This is a genomic window from Proteiniclasticum sp. (assembly GCF_003514505.1).
Taxonomy (GTDB): Bacteria; Bacillota; Clostridia; order Clostridiales; family Clostridiaceae; genus Proteiniclasticum.
The window spans coordinates 1-23,403 of sequence record NZ_DOPX01000004.1 but is presented as its reverse complement, the minus strand read 5'-3'; the positions used below and the strand labels follow the sequence as shown (position 1 = coordinate 23,403).

Below are 23,403 nucleotides of genomic sequence, written 5' to 3'. Positions count from 1 at the left end.
AAACTGATGGAATAGTCCCAAGGAGCTTGTCCTGGGACTATTCTTCCTAAATTGAGGGTGAAACAGATGGAACAGGGAATTTTAATCTATAAAAACATACATGAAGTTTACAGCGTGGTAGAAGACAATTTGAGAAAAGCGCTGAAACTGAAAGGACCGCTCCTTCATCAGGAGTCGATCTATCATATGCCGTCTCTGAAAGGGGAACGTAAAGTGCGCCAGGTCATTACAGAGGTGGAAGAGAACAGGCTGCTTTCCTTTGTGTCGTTTCTTGGGCAAGACCAGGTGAAGACCACTTACAGTTTCCGCGATGAGGGGGATGGATTCACCTATGTCCAGCTGAAAGAGGAAGCCACCAGTGACAGTCTGCTGAGAAAGTACAACTATCTGCTGTTCAGTCTGCCTGTGCTAAGCAGTGGTGCAAAAAAGAAACTGCAGAGGAAACTTCAATCATTAAAACAGATGTTGGAAGGTGAGAAAAAATGATTATTGTGAATATGCCCCTGAAAAGGGATTTTGTGAAAGACCTGCTCCATGAGAAAACCATAGACGGGATTACCTATGAATATGTGAAAACAGAACAGATGAAAATGTATTTCAACACCAGTGAGGAGTCAGAAAGAGCCGCTTCTGTCGCCAAAGCTGCCATTAAAAAATCAGAGCTGGGACCAGCGCTGTTCTTTATGGTAGAATATGTCAAATAGATTCCCAGAGAATTTTCTCTTTGGCAGCGCCTCCGCGGCATATCAGGTAGAAGGTGCTTACCAGGAAGATGGGAAAGGACTCTCCATTTGGGATGAGTGGGTGAAACTGCCTGGAAAAACCTTCCAGGGAACCAATGGAGATGTGGCTACAGATCACTATCACAGAGTAGAAGAAGATATTGCGCTTATGAAGGAAATGGGGTTGAAAGCATACCGCTTTTCCATCTCCTGGACAAGAATCCTTCCGGAAGGGCGTGGAAGAATTGAAAGAAAAGGACTGGAGTTTTACCATAAGCTCATTGATGGGCTGTTGGAAAATGGTATTGAGCCAGTTGTTACCATATATCATTGGGATCTTCCCTTGGCTTTACAGAAAGAGTATGGCGGATGGGAAGACCGGAAGATTGTGGAGGACTTTAAAGCCTTTGCAAAGATTCTGTTTGATGAGTTCCATAAGAAAGTGAAGTACTGGATTGTGCTCAATGAACCTAATATTTTCACGCAGCTGGGCTACGTTATGGCACTTCATCCACCGGGAATGAAAGACATGGGGATGTATCTGAAAACTTATCACCATACAGCCCTGGTTCATGCCTATGTGGTGAAGCTCTTTAAAGAAAAGGGTTATGAAGGAAAGATCGGCTCTTCCATAGCGTATACTCCGGGGTATGCAAAAACAAATGATGAAAAAGATGTGGAAGCTCAACGAAGATATTATGAGACCGTGAACCACTACATCATGGACATCTATTTTAAAGGAAAGTACCCTTCCTGGGGATATGCCTATTTTAAAGAAAAAGGTCTAGCGCCAGAAATCCTTCCTGAGGATGAGAAAGTGCTTGTGGAAAGTGCGAAGATGACGGACTTCATCGGAATCAACTATTATCAGAGTGCTACTTTGGCTTATAATGGAGAAGACGGTATTGGTCTGTCTGACTTTAATGTTTCCGGAGAAAAAGGAAACTTCCGGGAATCTGGCATTCCTGGTCTCTATCGACAGGTTTACAATGAAAAGCTCAAATACACCGATTGGGACTGGGCCATTGATCCTGATGGACTCAGATATGCTCTGGTGGAGATTTCAGAGCGCTTCGGGAAACCCATCCTCATTTCTGAGAATGGTATGGGTGCCTTTGATGAGGTTTCAGAAGGAAAAGTTCAGGACGGGTATCGCATTGATTATATCAGGGAACACATCAAAGCCTGCTATGATGCCATAGAAGAAGGGGTGGACCTTATGGGATACTGCACCTGGTCCTTCACGGATCTACTCAGCTGGCTCAACGGATACCAGAAGAGGTACGGGTTTGTGTTTGTGGACTTTGAAAAGGAAGATCTTCCAAGAATCAGGAAAGACTCTTTCTATTTCTATCAGGAAGTCATAAAAACAAATGGAGAAAACTGTTTAAAAAAATAAGGAGTTAGAATATGGAAGGTATAGAACTGGTCTGTTTTGAAATGATTGCTGCCAATGGGTCTGCCAGATCCTATTTTATGGAAGCCATCGAGGCGGCGAAAGAAGGGGATTTTGAGGAAGCGGAAAAGCTCATGGAAGAAGGAGAGAAGATGCTGGCTGAGGGGCACCATGCCCATGGAGGTCTGCTTACACAGGAAGCTTCCGGTGATAAAGTAAAAGTGGATCTTCTTCTGGTCCATGCTGAAGATCAGATGATGTCAGCGGAGACTTTCAGAATCATGGCGAAGGAAATCATTGACATTCATAAGAAGCTGAGATAGTAAGAAGTGGAAATACATTGTCACCGGAATGCGTGATGGATATAATGAAGGTAGAGGAAACGGAAGCGGATGGGAGGATTACACTTGGATGTGAAGTATAAGGTGATCTGTGAGGAGATTGCGAAAAATATCAGGGAAGGACTATATCAGGATACAAAAAAGCTGCCTACGGAGGAAGAACTCATTGAGCAGTTTGAGGTATCCAGAAATACCATCCGAAAAGCCATAGATCTTCTTACCAGAAAAGGTCTTGTGATTCCTATCCAAGGGAGCGGCGTCTTCTTACGAAGTGTGTCCATGGATGGAGCCATCAATCTGGAAGACTTCCATGGCCTTACACAAGGATTTGGGGAAAATCATGTCACCACAAAAGTGAACAGCTTTAAGCTCATTGAAGCGGATGAGAAGCTCGCTCAGGTGATGCAGTGCGAAAAAGGAACACCGGTGTATTTCATTGAAAGACTGAGAAGCGTGGCTGGAGTGCCTTATGTTGTGGAGTATTCCTACTATAACCGGGAACTTATTCCTTACCTCAGCGAGGAAATCGTGAAAGGCTCCATCTACAAGTATATCCGGGAAGAACTGAAAAAATCCATTGGGTTTGTAGACCGGGTCATCACGGCAGGGATTCTCAATGAGCATGATGCCAGGGAACTGGGACTGACACCTGGTGAGCCATCTCTCATCTCCACCAACCGGGCATTTTTAAAAAGTGGCGTGATTTTTGATTACTCCATAGATATTCATAACTATAAAGAAACTAAATTCTTAAAGCTGTCCAATTATCTATAAAACCTAAAATACCAGAGTCTGTTCATGAAACAGCCCCTGGTATTTTTTTTGATCGATTCTGTAACCATAACCAATTACTACATACGAAGATCCCGTTTCTGAAAGAAGTGAAAAGCGGCAAAAAGGAGTGCTCCAAGAAGAAGGAAAAGGAGCAGGATATAGAGAAGCGGTAAAGAAGTCTCCTCCAGAAGCTCCTTCACCGGGAAATAGCGAAAAGGTGTCCATGGCCGGAGAAAGGCTGGGGAGTCCCATAGGTCATAAAAGAGGCCTAAGGTAAAGGTGCTTAAGGTGATGCCCATGGAGAGTCCAGTGGATTTCTTCTCTTCTTTGAGACTTGCCGCAAAAAAGAATCCAAGGGCAAAATAAAGAAGCATCAGAAGCCACAGAGTAAAGCTCTCTTTGAGGAGCACCAGATGGGAAATTTCCTCATTGGCATAGATAGTGAAACTGAGAAGGGTTGTTCCATGAAGAAGCAGGACAAAAAGGCTCAGAAGAAAGATTCCCGCAAGTGCTTTATACAGCAGAATGGAGCTTCTCTTCAGGGGCTTCACCAGAAGAAACTCTCCAGTTTTTAACAGTTCTTCCTTTGATGCCAGCCTGTTTCCTAAGGTTACAGCATAGAGGATTCCACCGAGCACCACATAGAAATAGATGATGCCATGAAACTCCAAGGCATTTGAAATACTGAGTCCGTTCATACCGAAGAGCACAAGAAGAATTTTTGGCATAGCTTCGAGAAATACGGTGAAATCCTGTCCTGTGTCTTTCATGATGGGATAAGCCATCATGGACAGAAACACAGTCAAAGCGAGGCCTGCAGTCCAGTAGAAGAAGGAAAGACGTTCAAATTTCAGCTCTTTTTTTAATAGATTCATCAGTCGTACCCCCCCTATCCTGCGGAAAGCGCTTTGCGCTTCAGAGCGGCGAAAGAAAGCAGCAGAAGAAGAGATGTCAGACCCAAAGAGAGAAGGAGAAACTCAGTGTTATAGGATGAACTTCTCATGATCTCGGAGACATCAAAATATCGAAAGGGCGCAAAAAAACGGAGATAATCTTTTTGAAGCACCTGGCTGATCATGGAGAGAATGTAGAAGGAAGAGACAACACCAATGGCGCTGGAACTGAAAAAGCGCACTTTTCGTTTCATGATACCTATTAAAAGACCCAGGCTGTAGAACAGCAGCTGCAGGAAAAACGCAGAGAACAAGATGAGAGAGGTGATGCCGGGCTCTTTATTCTCTGCATAGAGATACTCCATGAAAAGGGCTGCTAAAAGGAGAGAAAGCGTCAGGAAAAGCATCAGAAGGAATGCAGCAAGACTTTTCTCCAGGAGAACACGGGATCTTTTCACGGGTTTTGTAAAAAGAAATTCCGACGTGTTTCTTGAAATCTCCTTGCCGATGGCGGTAAGGCCAAGACGCATGCTGTAGATTCCAAGGGCGAGCAGGATGTATCCGTAGACATAGCCAAGATAGCCGTGGAAACTGAGAAGCGTATCCAGTTCTATGGCAAAAGCCTCCAAAATTTCTTTGGGATAGACAGCCAGTATTTTTTCATAGGCTTCTTTTTCTCTCAGAATAGAAGGGTACATAAAGAGAAAAAGCAGGAGGGTTACGGTGAGGGAAACGGCCCACAGGAGAAAGGCTTTCTTCTCTGTTTTTAGAGTCCAACGAAATAGAGGCACTTACATCTCCTCCTTTTCATAGTAGTGAAGAAAAATCTCTTCCAGACTGGGTTCTTCAATGAGAAGGTTCTGAAGATCAAGAGCCTGCAGCTGAGCTAAAATCTCCTTCAGGTTTCCTTTATACATGAACTTCAGCTCCTGCTCTTTCTCTGTAAGATCTTTCACTCCAGGAAGATGCATGAAAAGCTCTCTTACCGAATCCTTGGTTTCCACTGTGATCTTCTTGTAGTTTTCTTCCCGAAGGGATTTCATGGTGCTTACTTTCAGGATCTTCCCTTCTTTGATGATGGCCACCCGGTGGCAGAGCCTCTGCACCTCACTGAGAATATGGGAAGAGAAGAAGATGGTTTTCCCTTTTCTGTTTTCTTCCTGAAGCAGCGAAAAGAACTTCTGCTGAATGAGAGGGTCCAGTCCTCCTGTGGGCTCATCAAGAATGATCAGCTCCGGATCATGGAGCAGTCCTTGGACAATGCCCACTTTTTTTCGGTTTCCATAGGAAAGATCCTCGATTCTCTTTGAAAGATCCAGCTCAAGCAGCGAGGACAGGTCCGTTATTTTTTTGCTGCAGTCTTTCTTATAGAAGGAAGCTGAGTAGTATAAGAGCTCCTTTACTGTCATGCCTTCATAATAGGCAACCTCGGATGGAAGATACCCCACCTTCTCAGCGATCTTCTCGGCATTTTTTTGGATGTCCATCCCAAAGAGGCTGATTTCACCTGCTGTGGGGTAGATGAGGCTCAGCATCGTTCGGATGGTGGTGGATTTTCCAGTGCCATTGGGTCCGATAAATCCGAAAATTTCCCCTTGATTTACCGTTAGGGAGACATCTTCCACCCCTCTTTGCTTCCCGTAGTATTTTTTCAGTCCTGTGATTTTGATGATTTCCATGACCGTCGCTCCTTTGCTTGAAATAGATAGAGGCTGTAAAATGGACAAAAGCAAAGAACCTGCATCGCTTCATAAGGTGCAAGACTTTGCTTCTTTTGTTTATTCAGGTATATAGGGTCCGCTTTGACTATAGGAGTCTTTCAGCTCAAAGAGAATGGCATGCAGTGATTTTTTGTTTTTGTATCTCATGACAAGATTCATGATGGTATCGTTCCCCAGCTTCGTCTGTCCATAGATATAGAGCTTTTCCACCAGCTGGGCAAGATACTCATAGTCTCTTTTTCCATTGGCGCTGCTGGCGGAGTCTTCGATGAACTCAGACAGGATCCGGGAGGCTTCCAGATTATATTCAGGACTGAGAAAATCATAATGCTCCGGTATGAACTCTTTGTTTTCTTCAATATAAGCCAGCAGTCTTCTTTTGTCCTTTTCTTCCAGAATGATTCTTTTGTAGACACCCTTGAGGTTTTTCTTCACCTCTTCGTCTTCGATGATTTTCTCATAAATACCATGCCACTCCATGGGGCTGATGGCTCTTTTGAGATCGGTATAAGCTCTATATTCTCCCAAGGTAAGCAGTTTTTTTGTGACCTCAACATACTCTTCCTGATTGTGGAGAAGCTTCAGAATACTTGCTTCCATATAGAGCCAGCGGATGAGTTCATCCCAGTTCCGTCCAGCCTTTTCAATTCCGTCCCGGACAATGAGAAGGGCTTCGTGGAGTTTTCCTCGTCCTAAATAAGACTCCGCATCCATGAAACGGAACTCTGGAACAGAGGGGTTTTCACGCCTCAGCTCCTTGGCTTCTTCCGCTTTACCGATCATCATCAGGAGTTCATATTCAAGGTAAAGGAGATTGTTCTTGTCATAAGGCAGCACGGTATCTTTTTCATAGACCAGAAGAAGTGTTTCATAATAGTGGTCAAAGTCTTTTTCTGTGGTGATGTAATCCTTCATAATCCGTAAGAGAGTGGTGATGTTACTGAGGTCCTTCAGTGAAACGCAGATGGAGCGAAGGGATTCAAAGATCATCTGGGATTCGCGCACCGTGTACTTTTTTTCGGCAAGGGGAAAAAGGGCCTCCTGATAGACCTTGATGTAGTGGCTGTTAAAAAGAAAGCTCTCCATCCCGACGCTGGGTAAACTGACCATTTCAAAAAGAAGAAGATATAGAAGTGTGGCTCTCAGATAGTTTCTTTCCTTTGCTTCGTGTCTCGCTTCTTCATGGGCAGAGAGGAGTCTGTTGAAATATCTGGAAAAGCTCTCCTTGCTGCTGGTGGGTTTCAGGCTGTGATAAAGAGAAAGCAGTTCTTCTCTTGTCTCTCTGATAAACTCCTCATCGGTGGAGCTTAAAAAACTCTTTCTGATGATGACAGGAATGTCTTTATAATAACTTCTTAAAGAGAGAATAAATTCTATGAGTTCTTCCTTATCGGCACCATCAAGAATCTCCTTCAGATTGCTTTTGGTGTTTTTCAGGGTTGCTTTAGGTGTTTTATCCACAGTGACTTCTTTTATGGGTTTTTCTGCCCATTTCATGAGCAGGGCAAGAAGATGCGGGCAGAGGATCTCTTCGCGATTGCAGCTGCAGCTGTAGCTTTTCACTTCCTGATCTTCCAGAAGGATTTTCTGAATATAGTCCATACCGTCTTCTGTACGAGCCTGAAGAAGGTTTTTCCGGTAGGTGATCTTTCCGATACTGTTTTCTTTCAGAAGTTTTTTCGCTTTGATTTTGGTCAGCTCTGGGGCATCACTGATTAGTTTTGTCATCTTCAATAAAATCACCTCCAGGTATCGTTCTTCAGTTCATCGGAAAAGGAGTGAATCCTTTCAGAAACTGCAGAATGAGAAGATACATCAGTCCTAATAGCAGGGCGTTAAAAAGCAGCATCACGATGAATTTTTCTTTGTTCTTTCCGGTAGATAATCCATATAAATAGAGGCTGTCCTCCATAGCCAGGGTGAAGATCAGAATATAAAGCACATAATAGGTTCTGAAATAGACAGAGCTGATGAACGGCAGGAATATCCAGGGGAGAAGGTAGCTGAGATAAAACCGGTTGAAAAGACGGATGCCGTTTTTCTCCTTCTGATAGATCCTGTTGAGGGTATAGGGTTCCTTGGATCCGATATGGATCATGGCAAGAAAAAGAATGACCATGAGGGTCACAAGAAGCCCAAGAGTATAAACCATCATGTGAAATCACCGAATCCTTTTCCGGTACCATAGGTATACTGGTCCAGATAATAATTGAATGCAGGATATATTTGAAGTGCCTTTATCAGTGCAGAAGCTTCTTTTTCGGCCTTTTCGTTTCGGGTGCCTTTTTTCATGGCGCGGATCATGAGATTCTTCGGGGTTTCTAGAGGAGAGATGTACTCCACAATGGAGACCTCGTATCCATGGGACTCCAGAAGCAGTCCTCTGAGACCGTCGGTGAGGGTATCTGCCAGTCTTGCTTTCAAGATCCCGTGCTTCATAATACCTTCAAATGGAGCATAAGAGTATGTTTTCAGCATTTCTTTATGGCAGCAGGGCACTGCCACGATGAAATCCGCCTCTTTATATACCCCATAGGAGAGGGCCATATCGGTGGCGGTGTCACAGGCGTGAAGAGAAAGAACCACATCGATTTTTCTGGAATCTTTAAAGTCTTTCACATCCATGGCGTGGAACTCCATGTTGCGGTATCCCAGCTCTTTCTGAATCTTTCTGGAGGTCTCGATGACTTCTTCAGAAATGTCAATACCGATGAAATGGCATTTCATGCGGAGCACTTCTGTCAGGTAGTAGTTCAGCACAAAGCTGAGATAGCTCTTTCCGCAGCCCACATCCATAATATGGATGGTTTCCTGCTTTTTCAGAGTTTCAAAATTTTTGCTGAGAAGCTCCACATAGTGGTCAATCTGATTGTACTTTCTGATCTTGTCATTTTTGACTTTTCCATCCTTGGACATGATGCCAATGGCTTTCAGAAGAGGGGCCGCTTCTTTTGATTTTATGAGATAGTCTCTGGTGAGAAGTGTGGAGGTTTCCTTTTCTTCTTTAGAAGTCTCGTATTTCAGTGCTTCTGTGTTCATGGAAACGCCTTTAGCGCTGGCTTCTATGAGGAGCTTCGTTCCTCGTTCCTTATACGTCAAAATCAGGCTGTCATAGTGCACAGCCTCTTTTTTTATGTCCTCCAGAACATCCTGAAAAGGCAGAAGCCTTGTGACTCCATTGTAGTTATAGGAGAGGGTATCCTCTTCGTTGAGCAGTCCGATCCCTTTAAAAGACTTTAAACCCGCTTTGAACCGTACATCAATTTCTATGAAAATCTCTCTGTTCTCGTTGAATCTGCTGTTGAGACCCAGAAAAAAGAAAGCCATCTTATCCAGAGTTGTTTTATTCATTTTTTACACCTCACTGTTTCTGAAGAGCAGGGCTTTGGGAATTATTTTACCTGCCGCTTCTATTATATTATATCCCAATGGCTTATAATAATGTATATATTCGGGCGAAAACTCCCGATAGATTGTGAAAATGAGGTACGTTTGATGAAAGAGACGAAAGTGAACAAGCTGGGGGTTTTCCTCTTATTCACCCTGATGTTCCTGGCTCCGTTTATAGAAAATACAAGAGGGATTTTCATCCCCATCTTCAAGGAGGATTTTTCGGTGTCCAATACCGCCATTTCTTCCATGATCACGGGAGTTTCCCTGGCAGGTATGGCGGTCACCTTCATAGGGGGAGCGCTCATTGAGAAACTTGGACAGAAGAAGACGGTGCTTCTTGGGATCCTCTGCCTTATTCTTGGTATGGTGGTTCAAGCACTCTCCAACAGTTATTTCATGTTCTTTGTAGGATTCATCCCAATCATTGCGGGACTGAACATATACAGTGTAGCGTCCAACACCATGGTGCCTATGATCTTTGTGGGGTCTTCCACTTTGGCCATGAACCTCTTCCATTTTATGTATGGGGCAGGCTCTACGGTCTCACAAAACGCCATCGGTGTTCTTCTTGATTATGGCATAACTTGGAGAACCATCTATCTGTTCATTGCCGCGCTTTATGTGGTTGTCCTGTTGGCATTTAAGTTTACCCGGTTTCCGGACAAACAGCGGGTCCCTGTAAAAGAAGGGGAGGTCTCAGTCTTTAAGAATCCCATGCTGTATGTTTTTGGTGCAGCACTCGGGTTTTATGTGTTTGCGGAGCAGGGCATGTCCTTATGGCTCCCCAATTATCTGAAAGAAGCCTTTGGGCTGAGAGAGAGCATTGGTGCTAGATACCTAGGCGCCTTCTTCCTTCTTTTTGCTGTGGGAAGGCTGTTCGGAGGATTTATAGTCCAGAAAACAGGAGTCATGCGTACGGTGATTTTCACAGAAATCGCCGCACTCGTTCTGCTTTTTATCGGAGTGTTCTTTGGAAACTCCTATCTTTTTGTCATCAGTGTTTCAGGGCTGTTCTTCTCCATCGTGTTTCCCTCCACCATGTCCCTGGTGTCCAAGATTTTCAAAGAGAGACCTGGCATGGCTACGGGGTTCATCATGACGATGGTGGCATTTATCTTGAACAGCATGAACCTTGTGATGGGAATTCTCATGGATGAGATCGGTCCAAGGCTCACCATCTTCCTGCTGCCCCTTTCCATGGGGATATCGCTGTGTCTTATGATCTTCATCAGAATAAAGACAAAAAGCGATGAATCAGCACTGCAATAGAAAATCTTATAGAACGGAGACAGAAGTGAATGGAAAAAATGAAACTTACCATGGAAGAGATTAAAGATACTGAGGGGAAAGAATATATTTTAAGAGATACGGATCGGATCACCATCGGAAGGTTTACCCTTCTAGAGAGAAATCTTGGACAGAAGAATATGATGATCCGTCTGAGATTTTATAAAAAAGACCGGATTCTACTGCGGGAGGCCCTAAAGATCATGACCAGGAGCTTTCTGAAAGATGGCAGTATTTATAAGGTGAATGTTCTGGTGGCGGACGAAGTGTCCACACTTCCTTTTACAGAACTTGGCTACACCTTAGAAGGGATTCTTGTTGGAAACCGCTATGAGAATTCACTCATCAGCAATGAGTATATTTTTGGGACAGACCAGACACGGTTCAACCAGCTGAAAGAGTTCAAGCTGCTGGCGCTGGACGGAGAAAGGGTTCATTTGAGCCTTGCTTCTCCTGAAAAAGCGCAGGATTATCTTCAGTATTATATGGAAAACAGAGAATTTCTAAGGCCTTATGAACCCCAGAGAAGTCCGGAGTTCTATACCTTGGAGGGACAAAGAAAGTCTTTGGAGGAAAGCTTCAAGCAGTATATGAACGGACAGGCCATCAATTTCGGTGTGTATCTTGAAGGGAAGCTCATCGGCAAGGTGCAGCTCTCCAATCTGGTATACGGAGGCCTGAGAAGTGCACATCTTGGTTACGCGCTCCACCGGGACTTTGAAGGCAAAGGCCTCATGCAGGATGCACTCCAGGCTGTCATCCACTATGCTGAAGAAGAGCTGATGCTTCACCGGCTGGAAGCCTCTACACTCCTCTTTAACGAACGGTCACAAAAGGTCTTGAAGAAACTTGGATTCACCTATGTTGGGAAGAATGAGAAATATCTTTATATCAATGGCAAATGGCAAGACCATTATACCTTTTCACTGATTCTAAATGGATAACGCGTTAGGGGGAACTCATATGACAAAAGAAGAAAGAAGCTGGATCCTGCAGGATTTCGGTAACTCAGCCTATTCCATCACCATCACCACAGCAATTTTACCTATATTTTTTAAAGGTGTTGCTGCCAGTCAGCTGGCTGACGCCACCTCCACGGCCTATTGGGGCTATGCCAATTCGCTTGCCACGCTCCTTATTGCGCTTCTGGCTCCTCTTCTGGGCACCATTGCAGATTTTAAAGGGGTGAAGAAGAAGCTTTTTGCCGCATTCACACTGACTGCAATCATCTCCTCAGCGCTTCTTGCCACCGTGGGAGAAGGGCAGTGGATTTACGCTCTTGTGATCTACATCATCACTGCCGTGGCATTTAATGGTTCCAGCATCTACTATGATGCCTTTCTTACGGATGTCACCACGGATGACCGTATGGATGACATCTCTTCTAAAGGATTCGGATTTGGTTATCTGGGTGGCACCATTCCTTTTGTGCTTTCCCTGGGGCTGATTCTAAGTGCTGAAAATCTGGGTCTCACGGTGACCTTCGCCACTCAGATGGCTTTTCTCATCACTGCACTCTGGTGGATGGTCTTCACAATCCCCATGCTGAAGAATGTGAAGCAGAAATACTATATTGAAGGAGAACCTTCCAAAATCAAAGAAAGCTTTTCTATGCTCTGGAAAACTCTACTGGAGATCACAAAGAACAAAATGGTTCTGTATTTTATGATTGCTTATTTCTTCTATATTGATGGGGTGCATACCGTCATCACCATGGCCACTGCCTATGGGGTGGATGTGGGGGTGGATTCTGACAGGCTTCTCATCATCCTTGTAGCCATTCAGCTGGTGGCATTCCCCTTTGCGATTCTATATGGCAAACTGGCTAAGATTTTTGGTGCAAGAAAAATGATTATGGCGGGAATCATCACCTACACAGTGATTTCCATCTATGGTTTCTTTTTAAAGACAGAGCTGGATTTCTGGATCCTTGCCATGCTGGTGGCCAGTGCTCAGGGTGGGATTCAGGCTCTTTCAAGATCCTATTTTGGAAAGCTCATTCCAAAGAATAAATCCGCAGAGTACTTCTCAATCTTCAATATATTCGGTAAGGTCTCCTCGATTTTTGGACCTCTTCTCATGGGCATCGTCATCAGCATCACAGGTGAGACCAGACACGGAATTTTGAGTCTGATCATCCTCTTCATTCTTGGCGCGTACTTCTTCCTGAAGATCAAGGATGAGAAAGTGGAGGAAATTGCCTAGGATTTTCTCTTGAATTCTAAGCACATTCTCTATATACTTATTGAAGTATTGAAAGAGATTAGAAAAGAAATATTTAGATACACCTCAGAAAAGCCGCCCTGCCCTTCTGGTGCGGAAGCGGATAAAACTGAGAGTTTATGGAGGTTAATATGAATTATAACGGAATTATTATTTTTGGAGAAATGGGTTCAGGAAAGGATACCCTTGCGGACTTCATTATTGAAATGGAACCGAAGACCAAGAAGTATGGTCTTGGAGACATCATTAGAAACATGAAACCCATCGTTTCTATTTCCCCAGAATGGTCCGGCAATGAAAGAGGATTTTTCCAGCTGATGGCAGACAAGCTTAGGGAAATTGATATGAACATTCTCAATAAGTATGCTTTAGCCAAGATGATCACCGAGAATGCGGAGCTTCACAAGGTGACTCAGGAGAATAAATGGGAAGATCTTTATGAGAATCTGAGAAGAGTCAATGAGAACATTCTTCCAATGATCGTTGGCGGCCGTACTAAAGATGATTTTGATTTCTGGAAGAAAGCTGGTTTTCTCATTGTAGGCATCACAGCAACCAAGGAAAACAGGTTCCATAGACTGGCCATCCGTGACGGAGAAGAAGTTGCAAAAAACAGCAATCCAAACCACAATACAGAAAAGGAAGTGGCATTGCTTGTGGATAAAGCAGACTTCATCGCCAATAACGATGGAAGCCTGGAGGATCTTATGGAAAAAGCAAAGGAAGTTCTTGAGTTCTTCCATAACAAAGAAGCATAGAAATGAAAAAGCCCTCTGTTTTTACGCAGGGAGCTTTTTTTTGCTTATTTCATTACAAACTTCAGAAGAAAGAAAGCTGCTCTTCTTTGCTTGCGCGCTCAATGAGAAGATTCAGGTTCTTTTGGTTTAAGATCTCCTTGATCTCATTGGGAGAAGCCTTTGGATCCAGAAACCTTTGGATATCTTTCTTGTCGAGAATAAAAGGGGTTCTTTCATGGATCTTTTTCATTTCACCTTCTGAAGCGGTGGTGATGATGGAGAAGTGTTCAGTTATGGAGCCACTGCTGTCTGGAAACTTTTCCTTCACGGCCCCCATGAAAAAGAGGGGGTCTTCGGTCCTGATAAGATGCTTGATTTTCTCTTTTCCCTGCCACTCATAAAACAGCGTCGCGGGAACCAAGCAGCGCTCTGTCAAGGCTGCCTTTTTGAAGAAGGGCTTTTCAAAAAGAGTTTCCTGTCTGGCGTTGAATACCAGTTTTTTGCCCAATGGAAATCCCCACAGATTTTTATGAAGGCCATCCTTGTCCACCGTAAGAGAAAGGCTTCCAGGATGAAAATCCTTTTTCTCCTGCACAAAGGAGGACAAATGGTCTTCCTGATACCGCTCCTTCACTTCTCCGATGACATCCAGGAGGTTGATGATATCCTCCATGGTGAGTTCCAGCTGAAACCGTCCGCACATAATGTCCTCCTTAAGGGGTGAGTATTGTCTTATAGATCCTAATCAGGTCTTCCCGAGACACTTTCTCTGGATGATTTTTCAGCTTTTTCTCGTTGGACAGAAGACCGTTCACATAACGCCTGATTTCCTCCTGAGTAAGTGTCAGAGGTTTCATGGGAAGAATTTCTTGAAGTATACCAGACAGCTCTTCCACCGAGGAAACGTTGATGAGAGAAAGCATCCTTTTCAGTTTCTCTCTTTTTTTGAAGACTTTCAGGTATCCAGGATAAAGAATTCCATTGGCAATGCCATGGGGGATGTGCTTCTCGTAGGTGAGTGGGTATCCCATACCATGAGGGAGACTGGTGCCGGTGTGAGAAATGACCATACCTCCTATGGTGGATGCAAGGAGAAGCTTTTCCCGCATGTCAATGTTGCAGTCCATATGTTTTAAGGGTTCAATACATTCGCCAAATAAGCGCAGGCCTTTTTCAGCCAAGGTATCTGTAAATAGATTTGCTCTAGTATTGAGGTATCCTTCGGCCAGATGTGAGAAAGCATCCACCGCAGTACATACTGTGAGTTCATAGGTCATATTCAGCGTGTATCGGGCATCCAAAAAGGCCAGGACAGGATAAACCTGTTGTCCGATGTTCTTATTCACACCTTCTTCCGGCATGGCCAAGATGGAATAAGGATTGGTCTCTGAACCTGTACCAGCAGTGGTGGGCACTGCGACAATGGGAATACCTTTAAGGTTTTTTCGTGAAAGAAGCTCTTCTTTTGAAATATCATGTTTGAACAGGATGGAGAAGGCTTTTGCCGCATCAATGGCAGAACCGCCTCCAACGGCAAGGATGAAGTCAATGCCTTTTTCTTTATTTTCACGATAGGCTTTTTCGACGGTGTAAAGGGTAGGCGTTTCTTCGATTTTATCAAAAATCACATACTTGATGTTTTCGTTCTCCAAGGCCAGAATGCTGTCTTCCAGTGAACCGTTGAGCTTTGAGGAAGTCTCCCCGGTGACGATCAGGCACTTTTTACCAAATTCACGGAGTCTTACGCTGTTCTTTACGAGACAGCTTCTACCGGCAATGATGGAAGTGGGCATATGGAATGTAAATTCGAACAATAAGATTACCTCCTAAATTATGTTCAGATCCAGATCCCGAACTCTTTGAAATTCAGTGAAAATAGAGTAAAGAGGACCTGATTTTGATTGGATGGGAGTGTGGCAACATCAAGAAATTATAATTCTTCTATTGACAGAAAACGGTAGAATAAGTATAATAATCTTTGTCAGTAAACAAGGTTGATTAGCTCAGCTGGTAGAGCATGCGACTCTTAATCGTAGGGCCCAGGGTTCGAACCCCTGATCGACCACCATTAAATCCGGTGTATACACCGGATTTTTTATTCTCATTCTGTCCTGTTTTCTAGAAAATTCATTGAGAAATCAATGAAATAATTTATTAAAAAACATTGACAGAGCATCCTATACCCGATATAATAATTTTTGTTGTTTATATGGTTGATTAGCTCAGCTGGTAGAGCATGCGACTCTTAATCGTAGGGCCCAGGGTTCGAACCCCTGATCGACCACCATTTGAATCCGGTAGATATACCGGATTTTTTTATTGTTTTTTTGAGGCAAGTGCATCCGCATGAGCCTCTTCTTTTATTATAAGGGAGAACTTTGAATATTGTCTTAACGTTTTCAATCTCCTGTAAAGAATTTTGCAGGAATGGAGAAAAGCGATGGAGATGTTTCTTTTCTAGGATGTGGAAGCACTCTGATGTATAATGAAGAAAACAGAAGCATTGGAGTGAAAAACGATGAGAGATGAAAGACTTGAAAAATTAGCGGAACTTCTGGTGAAGTACTCCACGAAGGTGACACCAGGTGACTTTGTGTACATACGCTGTGATGAAGTGGCAACACCTTGGGCAAAGGCTGTGGCAAGGGAAGCGGTGAAAGCAGGAGGTCATGTGGAGGTAGTCCTGACTTCTGATGAAATTCAGGAAGTGATCTTGAAAGAGTCCACGGAAGAGCAGCTGCGGGAAGGGAATCTTCTCAATGAGACGCTTCTTGCCAAAGCCGATGTCTGGCTGACTGCATGGGGATCAAGAAACCCGAAGTTTGGGACCAATATTCATCCGGATCAGGTGAAATTTTCCTCTATTGGGGCGAAAGGGTGGAGAAAGCTATATTCAGAACGCATGGGAGATGGATCCCTAAGGTGGTGCGGCACCCAGTTTCCGGCCATGGGAGATGCCCAGGAAGCAGGTATGAGTCTGGAGGAGTATGAGGATTTTGTCTACGGTGCAGGACTTTTATATGAAAAGGATCCTGTGGCGGAGTGGACAAAGATCTCCAAAGAGCAGGACCGATGGATTGCCTATCTTAACACTAAGAAGGAAATCAGAATTGTTTCTGAAGAGACCGATGTCACGGCGAGTGTCGATGGCAGAGTCTGGATCAACTGTGATGGACAGGTGAATTTTCCGGATGGAGAGATCTTTACCTCGCCCGTGGAAGATTCTGTGAATGGACATGTTTATTTTGAGTTCCCGCTGATTTATGCAGGAAAAGAAATCCAAGGAATTAGGCTGGTGATTGAGAAAGGCAGAATTATCAAAGCTTCTGCTGAAAAAGGAGAAGAGCTTCTCATGACCATCCTTGATACAGATGAAGGTGCGAGAACCTTTGGAGAGCTTGCCATCGGAACCAATTATGGCATTAAGAACATCACAAAGAATATCCTCTTTGATGAGAAAATCGGCGGAACTTTCCATATGGCCATTGGAGACTCTTTCCCGGAAGCTGGAGGACAGAACAGAAGTGTCATTCACTGGGATATGATTGGGGAGCTTCGTAAAACGGGGCGAATTTATGCCGATGGAGAACTCTTCCACGAAAATGGACAATTCATAAAGGAAGTGCTGGAACGTTTCGAGAAGAGTCTATAAATAAGCTGAACAAAAGAAAGGAGGAGTTTACGTGATTAAAGAGCTGAATGCAAAATCTGTTCAGGGGGAAATCACTGTACCGCCGTCAAAGTCCTATGCCCATAGAGCGCTGATCGCCTTGGCGCTTTCTGGAGGGAAAGGTGTTGTCCGTCCTGTGGATCTATCCATGGACATTATGGCGACACTGAAATGCCTGGAAGATCTGGGGGTGGATTTCTTTATTCGTGAAAAGGAAGTGCACATGGATGCTAGAGGATTTGGCAACAGACGGGACCGTGTGCTGAAACCGGAAGAGTCTGGATCAACCCTTCGCTTTTTTATTCCCATCACCCTGCTTTTTGATGAAGTATATGAGTTCAGAGGAAGCACTAATCTTATGAAGAGGCCACTGACTGTGTATGAAGAGCTTTTTCAGGACTTGGATGTGACTCTTTACCGGGACAGTATGGAAAGCCTGGTGGTGAAAGGAAAGCTACTACCGGGGCATTTTTCCATGAGAGGGGATGTGAGCTCTCAGTTCATTTCCGGGATGCTCTTTGTTCTGCCGCTGCTGGATGGTGACAGCACCCTGACGATCACAGGAAACCTGGAAAGTGCAGGGTATGTATCCATGACCCTCCGTGTTATGGAAGATTTTGGGGTGTTTGTGGAGAGGGAAGGAAATACCTTCTTCGTGAAAGGAAATCAGGCCTATAAAGCAAGAGATTATGAAGTTGAGGGAGACTACTCACAAGGAGCTTTCTTTATGGCGGCGGCAGCTCTTGCAGGTGAGGTGGATATAAAGGGACTTTCCCATGATTCTGTTCAAGGGGATCGGGAAATCGTAAGAATTCTTGAGAAAATGGGAGTTGACGCACTTCCTACAGAAAACGGATACAAGGTGAAAAAATCTGATCTTCAGGGTATTGATGTGGAAATTTCCGACATTCCGGATCTGACGCCCGTTTTAGGAGTGCTTTTAGCACTTTCAAAGGGAGGCGGAAAGCTTAAAAACTGCAGAAGGCTCCGTTATAAGGAGTCCAACCGCATCGAGTCGACCATTGAGCTGATCCGTTCCTTGGGTGGCCATGCAGAGCTGGATGATGAAGATATCGTAATAGAAGGCGGCGAGATGCTTCGTGGAGGCACCGTTGACGCCTATCATGATCATCGTATTGTCATGGCCAGTGCGGTAGCTTCCTTAAGGTGCAAACAGTCAGTAAAAATCTTAGGGTATGAAGCAGTAAACAAATCGTATCCGGAGTTTTTCAGTGATTTCTCTACGCTGACCAAAACGGAAGAGGCGAAATAGGTAAAAAGCATATGAGAGAGCAGCTATAGATTAGTGGAAAAGATTAGTTGAAATTTACTCTTGCTGTATGGGATTCCATGTGCTATACTTCTTTAGAAGAAATCTTTAACAAGGTCCAGAGAGGCCAAGAAGATGGTAAGCATGAATCAAAGAATACGTAGGCTTATTATACCTCTTGTCTGTTTGGACAAGAGGTTTTTTTATGCAATTATATTTTATTAATGGGTACAGGGATACCCAATAAGGAGGAAAACATGACAACAATTACAGCAAAAAACAAACTGGAAGTTGAAACGGAACAGAAATTTTTCGAGGTGACTTCAGGAAAAGACATCATACTTGCTCTCCAGCATCTCATTGCGATGTTTGGTGCGACAGTACTGGTTCCAATGCTGACAGGGATGAATCCATCTATAGCGCTTCTAACAGCGGGTATCGGTACACTGATATTCCATTTTGTCACAGGTGGAACAGTTCCGGTATTTCTAGGGTCTTCCTTTGCGTTCATCGCGGTGATCAATAGCGTGAAAGAAGCAAATGGTGGGGATTATGCTTATGCCCAAGGTGGAATTATAGTGGCAGGTCTTCTGTATGTGCTGGCTTCCTTCATTATGAAAAAAGTGAAGTATGAGAGTCTGAAAAAGATTCTTCCTTCCTATGTTGTTGGACCTATGATTATGGTCATCGGACTTACTCTGCTGCCCACTGCATATGGCATGGCACAAGGAAATCTGATTATTGCAGCTGTCACTCTTCTTACAGCTCTTGCACTGAACCTCTTTGGAAAAGGCATGCTGAAGCAGCTTTCCATCATCATCGCGGTAGCGGTAGGATATATTGTTTCCCTGGCTTTATCCCAAGTGGACATTTCCATCATTACAAGTGCACAGTTATTCCAGGTACCAACCTTTACCTTTCCTAAGTTCAACCTGGATGCAGTTTTAACCATCGCACCTGTGGTTCTTGCAGTATTTATGGAGCATGTAGGGGATATTACAACAAATGGTCAAGTAGTAGGAAAAGATTTCATCAAAAATCCTGGATTACATAAGACACTTCTGGGTGACGGCTTGGCAACAGCGTTTGCAGCACTCATTGGTGGACCAGCGAACACAACCTATGGCGAAAACACAGGTGTGTTGGCCATCACAAAGAACTATAATCCTGCAATCCTGAGACTGGCTGCAGTATTTGCCATCGTTCTGGCTTTCGTTGGAAAGCTTGGAGGAACTCTTAGAAGTATTCCAACCCCAGTCATGGGTGGAATCAGCGTCATTTTGTTCTCCATGATTGCTCTGATTGGTGTGAAGACTTTGAAATCAGCTTTCGAACAGAAAGAAGTGAAAGTAGAGGCTAGAACAGTGATTACAGCTTTGGCTATCGTGGTTATCGGTCTGGCACCAACTTATCTTCCATCCGAAATGGCTTCCTTCTTCTCCATCCGACTGACAGAGAACATCGCCTTAAGCGGTCTGAGTCTGGCAGCCGTCGTTGGAATCATACTGAACAGTCTGTTCAGTCTTGTGAAGAGAGCATAATAGATAGATACTGGCTCGGCGCTTTCCTTTGAAAGCACCGAGTTTTATTTTTTTGTGAAAATCATACTGATATGAAGCGATATACCGCGAACTTTGGTATAATCAGTAAAAACGGTAGAGTGGGTGGAAAAATGAAATTGAGTCGTCTTTTGGAAGATTATCCTTTCACGATAGATGAAGGAGAGGATCTTCTGGACTTAGAGATCACATCGGTGACCAATGATTCAAGAAAAATAGAACAGGGTGGATTGTTTGTTGCCATCAAAGGGTATTTGATGGATGGTCACGATTATATCGGTAAAGCGTCAGAAAAAGGCGCAGCAGCAGCTGTTGTCAGTGAGTTCCGAAAGGATGTTAAGATTCCTCAGATCAGGGTAGAGAATCCAAGAGAGGCTCTCTCAAGACTTTCTGCGAAGCTTTTGGGATATCCCACCAAAAATCTTAAGGTCATTGGTATCACAGCGACCAACGGGAAAACCACGACAAGCTATATGTTGGACCACATTTATCTTGAAGCAGGATACAAGACTGGTCTTATCGGCAGTGTTATGATAAAAAGCGGTGACGAATTTGTGCATTCAGAGCTGACTACACCAGAGAGCAGTGATCTTCAGAAGATTTTTCTGAAGATGGCAGAGGATCGGGTGGAGAAAGCTGTAATGGAAGTGTCATCCTCTGCATTGGAGCTTTACCGAGTCAATGATGTGGATTTTGATATTGTTGCGTTCAATAATTTCAGCAGAGAACATATCGATCAGCATGGTAGTCTTGAAAAGTATTATGAAGCAAAGTCGTCCTTAATACGTAAGGCAAAAAGTTCTGCGGTGGCTGTTCTCAACATGGATGATGAGAACACGATTTCTATGAAGGAACATACCAAAGCGAGAGTCATCACTTTCTCCACAAAAGATCCATCAGCTACACTCTTCTGTAAAAATCTTGATTTGTCATCCGGTAGAGGAAGGTTCACATTAGTTGTCCAAGAGGGATTTGAAGGGCTGAACAGGTGGGTACCACAAGGAGAATATCCGGTGTCGCTGAAAGTTCCAGGGTTCCACTCTGTGGTGAATGCTCTTTCAGCCATGGCCATAGCCATGGCTGATGGAGTGGATGCCAAAGTGTGTGTGAAGGCTATGGAAACATTTGGTGGTGTGGAGAGAAGATTCCAGTATATTTATGATGGTGATTTTATCATCATTGATGATCACTTTGCCAATACCAGCAACATCGATATGACTTTGGAAAGTCTTGTGAAACTTGAGTATGAGAAACTGCATCTGGTCTATGCGATCCGGGGGAATAGAGGTCCTGTTGTCAACCGTGAAAATCTGGAGACGCTTCTGAAGTGGAAAGAAAAGCTTCATATGGATGAAATCATTGGGACAAAAAGCGTAGAATTTGTGACGGATAAGGATCGGGTGACGAAAGAAGAAATCAGAACCTATGAAAGTATGCTGGAGCATTCTGGTCTGGAGGTTCATCTATATGAAGAGCTTAGACCGGCTATTGAGTATGCCATTGATAAAGCGGAGAAAGGGGATGTGATTCTTCTGGCTGGTTCTCAAGGGATGGATCACGGCGCAAGGATTGCATTGGAATATATTTATCGTAAAGGAATAGAAGAGGATAGAGAGAGCCTGTTTTCCGTGCTGAGAGACCGGGTTTCTGATATGTCCTGACAGAGGAGTTGAAGGGGAAGCGGCAAGCTTCTTTAGAGTATGAGAGATAAGATATTAGGAATCATAGGGGGCATGGGGCCAGAAGCCAGTGCTCAGATTTATATGAAGATGATCAAAGCGACTAAAGTGAAGAGGGATCAGGATCATTTCAGGATTATCATTGACAGCAACCCCAAAATACCGGATCGCACGCGCGCGATTCTTGGGTTGGGAGAAAGTCCAGTGCCTGAAATCATCAAGACGGCCAATAATTTACTGAAGATGGGGGTTGAGCTTGCTTGCATACCTTGTATCACGTCACATTATTTTTATAAAGAGATTGTTGAGGGGACGGAGCTTAAGATACTCCATGCATTGGAGGAGCTAAACATATATATCCATAAAAACTATCCGGGAGTCAAAAAAGTGGGAGTCCTGGCAACCACTGGGACAAAGTCCACAAGAATCTTCAATCAGTTTCTCCAAAATGTGGAAATCGTGTATCCGGATGAGGATGTGCAGGAACAGCTTGTGATGGAGGCGATCTATGGCGAGGGTACTGGTATTAAATCCGGTGTTACCACTGGCAGACCAGTGGAACTTCTGGAAAAAGCAGGAGAACATGTGATTTCCAAAGGGGCGGAGATTGTTATTCTAGGATGTACAGAAATTGGTCTGGTGCTCAGGAAGAATTCTCTATCAAGACCGAGTATTGACCCCATGGATGTCATTGCAGAAACGATGATAGAAAAAGGACAGGAATGAGAAAACCCCACTGGTTCTACGAATAGAATCGGTGGGGTTCTCTCTGTTAAGCCCAAGGGGATGTTTCGATCTCTTCTCCGCCCAGTTCCTGGTTTAGGAATCTAGCAACTGTGAATAGGTAATCGGAGAGTCTGTTCAAGAATTTATAACACTGTGGAAACGGATCCACATTCTCCTCTAACAGATAGCGTACAAATTGTCTTTCGCATCTTCTGGATACGGAGCGTACTACGTGAGCATAAGTAGCTTCTTTTGCGCCTGAGAAAAGGATGAATTTGGTCTGAGGTGGCATAAGAGCTGTAAGTTCGTCGATTTTCGCTTCCAGCAGTGCTGGATGTGTTTCGTTGAATCTAACAATGGTAAATCCTGAAGAGATCTCTGTTCCTAAGTTATACAGTCCGTTTTGTATGAAACGGATGAATTCCATCAGCTCCTGCTTTTTCTCGAAGTCCTTTCCTTCTTCTATAAGAGAGTTCAGATATCCAAGTGAAGCATTCACTTCATCGATCTGTCCATTCAGTTCTATTAATGAAGATGATTTGGGGATTCTTTTTCCACCGAGGGTTCCAGTGGTACCTTGATCCCCTGTTTTTGTTACTATTCCCATAATTACCTCCAACAAGTTTTATTAACTCTATTATAATGAACTGGAGAGGGCTTGTGTCGAAAACAATGTAAAATAAATGAGAATAATCATGAAGTGTGCTACTTGTTTCTTTGGTGATTTGTTGTATAATTACAAGTACTTCAAAGTATTCTTTAGGTTGGTTTCGACAGATGGAGGGTGCTTTGCGGTGATGAACAAGGTGAGTTTTGAAAAAACAGCGTAAAATATCAGTGAGCAACTCAATTGAGTTCCAAGGAGTATCGACAGAGCTTCATAAAATATGAACATTTTCGCAAAAAAATCAAAAAAACCTGTTGACACTAATTTGCCTGAATGATATTATATAGAAGTCGCCTGATGAAAGCGACAAAAACAAGTAAACACAGTTCTTTGAAAATTAAACAG

The 23,403-nt window shown here is 43.8% G+C and carries 23 protein-coding genes and 2 tRNA genes; 16 read left to right on the top strand and 9 right to left on the bottom strand.

The window, feature by feature from the left end; all coding sequences use genetic code 11:
• The first annotated feature begins 66 nt into the window (after positions 1-66).
• The 5 genes from DEF30_RS00450 to DEF30_RS00430 all read left to right on the top strand — a co-directional run bounded on the left by DEF30_RS00450 (position 67) and on the right by DEF30_RS00430 (position 3,233).
• Positions 67-486 carry a hypothetical protein gene (locus tag DEF30_RS00450; RefSeq protein ID WP_294095080.1) on the top strand — a complete coding sequence of 140 codons (420 nt, stop codon included), beginning with the start codon at positions 67-69 and terminating at the stop codon, positions 484-486.
• The gene (locus DEF30_RS00445; protein WP_294095077.1) at positions 483-704 is read left to right on the top strand and encodes a hypothetical protein; all 222 of its coding nucleotides are present in this window, start codon (positions 483-485) and stop codon (positions 702-704) included. Before DEF30_RS00450 ends, DEF30_RS00445 begins: the two co-directional genes overlap by 4 nt.
• Positions 694-2,121, top strand: a complete 1,428-nt coding sequence (locus tag DEF30_RS00440) for a glycoside hydrolase family 1 protein (protein ID WP_294095074.1) — start codon at positions 694-696, stop codon at positions 2,119-2,121. The genes DEF30_RS00445 and DEF30_RS00440 overlap by 11 nt, the downstream gene beginning before the upstream one ends.
• 11 nt (positions 2,122-2,132) lie before the next feature.
• On the top strand, positions 2,133-2,441 hold the full coding sequence (locus DEF30_RS00435) for a PTS lactose/cellobiose transporter subunit IIA (RefSeq protein WP_294095071.1): 309 nt from the start codon (positions 2,133-2,135) through the stop codon (positions 2,439-2,441).
• Between the two features lie 69 nt (positions 2,442-2,510).
• Positions 2,511-3,233, top strand: a complete 723-nt coding sequence (locus tag DEF30_RS00430; RefSeq protein WP_294095069.1) for a GntR family transcriptional regulator — start codon at positions 2,511-2,513, stop codon at positions 3,231-3,233.
• A gap of 77 nt (positions 3,234-3,310) precedes the next feature.
• On the opposite strand, the gene DEF30_RS00425 is transcribed toward DEF30_RS00430, so the two are convergent.
• The 6 genes from DEF30_RS00425 to DEF30_RS00400 all read right to left on the bottom strand — a co-directional run bounded on the left by DEF30_RS00425 (position 3,311) and on the right by DEF30_RS00400 (position 9,198).
• The gene (locus DEF30_RS00425; protein WP_294095067.1) at positions 3,311-4,108 is read right to left on the bottom strand and encodes an ABC transporter permease subunit; all 798 of its coding nucleotides are present in this window, start codon (positions 4,106-4,108) and stop codon (positions 3,311-3,313) included.
• 14 nt (positions 4,109-4,122) lie between these two features.
• On the bottom strand, positions 4,123-4,917 hold the full coding sequence (locus tag DEF30_RS00420; protein WP_294095064.1) for an ABC transporter permease subunit: 795 nt from the start codon (positions 4,915-4,917) through the stop codon (positions 4,123-4,125).
• Entirely contained in the window at positions 4,918-5,805 is an 888-nt protein-coding gene (locus DEF30_RS00415) for an ABC transporter ATP-binding protein (protein ID WP_294095061.1), read from the bottom strand. It lies immediately after the preceding gene.
• A gap of 99 nt (positions 5,806-5,904) precedes the next feature.
• Positions 5,905-7,581, bottom strand: coding sequence for a hypothetical protein (locus DEF30_RS00410; RefSeq protein WP_294095058.1), 1,677 nt, complete (start codon positions 7,579-7,581; stop codon positions 5,905-5,907).
• Between the two features lie 25 nt (positions 7,582-7,606).
• The gene (locus tag DEF30_RS00405) at positions 7,607-8,002 is read right to left on the bottom strand and encodes a hypothetical protein (protein ID WP_294095051.1); all 396 of its coding nucleotides are present in this window, start codon (positions 8,000-8,002) and stop codon (positions 7,607-7,609) included.
• Complete coding sequence (locus DEF30_RS00400; protein WP_294095048.1) at positions 7,999-9,198, bottom strand: SAM-dependent methyltransferase; 1,200 nt, start codon at positions 9,196-9,198, stop codon at positions 7,999-8,001. Before DEF30_RS00400 ends, DEF30_RS00405 begins: the two co-directional genes overlap by 4 nt.
• 144 nt (positions 9,199-9,342) lie before the next feature.
• Between DEF30_RS00400 and DEF30_RS00395 the strand changes: the two genes are divergently transcribed.
• The 4 genes from DEF30_RS00395 to DEF30_RS00380 all read left to right on the top strand — a co-directional run bounded on the left by DEF30_RS00395 (position 9,343) and on the right by DEF30_RS00380 (position 13,508).
• The gene (locus tag DEF30_RS00395) at positions 9,343-10,509 is read left to right on the top strand and encodes an MFS transporter (RefSeq protein ID WP_294095045.1); all 1,167 of its coding nucleotides are present in this window, start codon (positions 9,343-9,345) and stop codon (positions 10,507-10,509) included.
• Positions 10,510-10,538: 29 nt separating this feature from the next.
• A complete protein-coding gene (locus DEF30_RS00390) occupies positions 10,539-11,471 on the top strand; it encodes a GNAT family protein (protein ID WP_294095042.1) in 933 nt (310 codons plus the stop codon).
• Between the two features lie 19 nt (positions 11,472-11,490).
• On the top strand, positions 11,491-12,732 hold the full coding sequence (locus DEF30_RS00385; protein ID WP_294095039.1) for an MFS transporter: 1,242 nt from the start codon (positions 11,491-11,493) through the stop codon (positions 12,730-12,732).
• A 149-nt stretch (positions 12,733-12,881) separates the two neighbouring features.
• Positions 12,882-13,508, top strand: coding sequence for a hypothetical protein (locus DEF30_RS00380; RefSeq protein ID WP_294095037.1), 627 nt, complete (start codon positions 12,882-12,884; stop codon positions 13,506-13,508).
• Between the two features lie 61 nt (positions 13,509-13,569).
• On the opposite strand, the gene DEF30_RS00375 is transcribed toward DEF30_RS00380, so the two are convergent.
• Positions 13,570-14,190 carry an SOS response-associated peptidase gene (locus tag DEF30_RS00375; protein WP_294095034.1) on the bottom strand — a complete coding sequence of 207 codons (621 nt, stop codon included), beginning with the start codon at positions 14,188-14,190 and terminating at the stop codon, positions 13,570-13,572.
• Positions 14,191-14,200: 10 nt separating this feature from the next.
• The gene (locus DEF30_RS00370; protein WP_294095031.1) at positions 14,201-15,301 is read right to left on the bottom strand and encodes an iron-containing alcohol dehydrogenase family protein; all 1,101 of its coding nucleotides are present in this window, start codon (positions 15,299-15,301) and stop codon (positions 14,201-14,203) included.
• A gap of 178 nt (positions 15,302-15,479) precedes the next feature.
• Between DEF30_RS00370 and DEF30_RS00365 the strand changes: the two genes are divergently transcribed.
• From DEF30_RS00365 to DEF30_RS00335, 7 genes are all read left to right on the top strand, one after another.
• Positions 15,480-15,555 (top strand) — tRNA-Lys (locus DEF30_RS00365).
• A 143-nt stretch (positions 15,556-15,698) separates the two neighbouring features.
• Positions 15,699-15,774 (top strand) — tRNA-Lys (locus tag DEF30_RS00360).
• Between the two features lie 231 nt (positions 15,775-16,005).
• Complete coding sequence (locus DEF30_RS00355; protein ID WP_294095029.1) at positions 16,006-17,139, top strand: aminopeptidase; 1,134 nt, start codon at positions 16,006-16,008, stop codon at positions 17,137-17,139.
• A 31-nt stretch (positions 17,140-17,170) separates the two neighbouring features.
• Entirely contained in the window at positions 17,171-18,430 is a 1,260-nt protein-coding gene (gene aroA / locus DEF30_RS00350) for a 3-phosphoshikimate 1-carboxyvinyltransferase (RefSeq protein WP_294095026.1), read from the top strand.
• Positions 18,431-18,684: 254 nt separating this feature from the next.
• Positions 18,685-19,968 carry a uracil-xanthine permease family protein gene (locus DEF30_RS00345; RefSeq protein WP_074913379.1) on the top strand — a complete coding sequence of 428 codons (1,284 nt, stop codon included), beginning with the start codon at positions 18,685-18,687 and terminating at the stop codon, positions 19,966-19,968.
• 131 nt (positions 19,969-20,099) lie between these two features.
• Positions 20,100-21,647: a UDP-N-acetylmuramyl-tripeptide synthetase gene (murE, locus tag DEF30_RS00340; RefSeq protein WP_294095015.1), complete on the top strand. Its 1,548-nt coding sequence runs from the start codon at positions 20,100-20,102 to the stop codon at positions 21,645-21,647.
• Positions 21,648-21,686: 39 nt separating this feature from the next.
• On the top strand, positions 21,687-22,391 hold the full coding sequence (locus tag DEF30_RS00335; protein ID WP_294095012.1) for an amino acid racemase: 705 nt from the start codon (positions 21,687-21,689) through the stop codon (positions 22,389-22,391).
• Between the two features lie 46 nt (positions 22,392-22,437).
• Here DEF30_RS00335 and DEF30_RS00330 read toward each other — a convergent pair whose 3' ends face one another.
• On the bottom strand, positions 22,438-22,998 hold the full coding sequence (locus tag DEF30_RS00330) for a cob(I)yrinic acid a,c-diamide adenosyltransferase (protein WP_074913373.1): 561 nt from the start codon (positions 22,996-22,998) through the stop codon (positions 22,438-22,440).
• Positions 22,999-23,403 lie beyond the last annotated feature (405 nt).

Excerpts from the sequence above, each read along its gene's own strand:
- murE (WP_294095015.1), top strand. The coding sequence starts at position 20,100 with ATGAAATTGAGTCGTCTTTTGGAAGATTATCCTTTCACGATAGATGAA.
- DEF30_RS00330 (WP_074913373.1), bottom strand. The coding sequence starts at position 22,998 with ATGGGAATAGTAACAAAAACAGGGGATCAAGGTACCACTGGAACCCTC.
- DEF30_RS00445 (WP_294095077.1), top strand. The coding sequence starts at position 483 with ATGATTATTGTGAATATGCCCCTGAAAAGGGATTTTGTGAAAGACCTG.
- DEF30_RS00390 (WP_294095042.1), top strand. The coding sequence starts at position 10,539 with ATGGAAAAAATGAAACTTACCATGGAAGAGATTAAAGATACTGAGGGG.
- DEF30_RS00430 (WP_294095069.1), top strand. The coding sequence starts at position 2,511 with ATGGGAGGATTACACTTGGATGTGAAGTATAAGGTGATCTGTGAGGAG.
- DEF30_RS00380 (WP_294095037.1), top strand. The coding sequence starts at position 12,882 with ATGAATTATAACGGAATTATTATTTTTGGAGAAATGGGTTCAGGAAAG.
- DEF30_RS00405 (WP_294095051.1), bottom strand. The coding sequence starts at position 8,002 with ATGATGGTTTATACTCTTGGGCTTCTTGTGACCCTCATGGTCATTCTT.
- DEF30_RS00400 (WP_294095048.1), bottom strand. The coding sequence starts at position 9,198 with ATGAATAAAACAACTCTGGATAAGATGGCTTTCTTTTTTCTGGGTCTC.
- DEF30_RS00385 (WP_294095039.1), top strand. The coding sequence starts at position 11,491 with ATGACAAAAGAAGAAAGAAGCTGGATCCTGCAGGATTTCGGTAACTCA.
- DEF30_RS00345 (WP_074913379.1), top strand. The coding sequence starts at position 18,685 with ATGACAACAATTACAGCAAAAAACAAACTGGAAGTTGAAACGGAACAG.
- DEF30_RS00435 (WP_294095071.1), top strand. The coding sequence starts at position 2,133 with ATGGAAGGTATAGAACTGGTCTGTTTTGAAATGATTGCTGCCAATGGG.
- DEF30_RS00335 (WP_294095012.1), top strand. The coding sequence starts at position 21,687 with ATGAGAGATAAGATATTAGGAATCATAGGGGGCATGGGGCCAGAAGCC.
- DEF30_RS00450 (WP_294095080.1), top strand. The coding sequence starts at position 67 with ATGGAACAGGGAATTTTAATCTATAAAAACATACATGAAGTTTACAGC.
- DEF30_RS00415 (WP_294095061.1), bottom strand. The coding sequence starts at position 5,805 with ATGGAAATCATCAAAATCACAGGACTGAAAAAATACTACGGGAAGCAA.
- DEF30_RS00375 (WP_294095034.1), bottom strand. The coding sequence starts at position 14,190 with ATGTGCGGACGGTTTCAGCTGGAACTCACCATGGAGGATATCATCAAC.
- DEF30_RS00355 (WP_294095029.1), top strand. The coding sequence starts at position 16,006 with ATGAGAGATGAAAGACTTGAAAAATTAGCGGAACTTCTGGTGAAGTAC.
- DEF30_RS00425 (WP_294095067.1), bottom strand. The coding sequence starts at position 4,108 with ATGAATCTATTAAAAAAAGAGCTGAAATTTGAACGTCTTTCCTTCTTC.
- DEF30_RS00440 (WP_294095074.1), top strand. The coding sequence starts at position 694 with ATGTCAAATAGATTCCCAGAGAATTTTCTCTTTGGCAGCGCCTCCGCG.
- DEF30_RS00395 (WP_294095045.1), top strand. The coding sequence starts at position 9,343 with ATGAAAGAGACGAAAGTGAACAAGCTGGGGGTTTTCCTCTTATTCACC.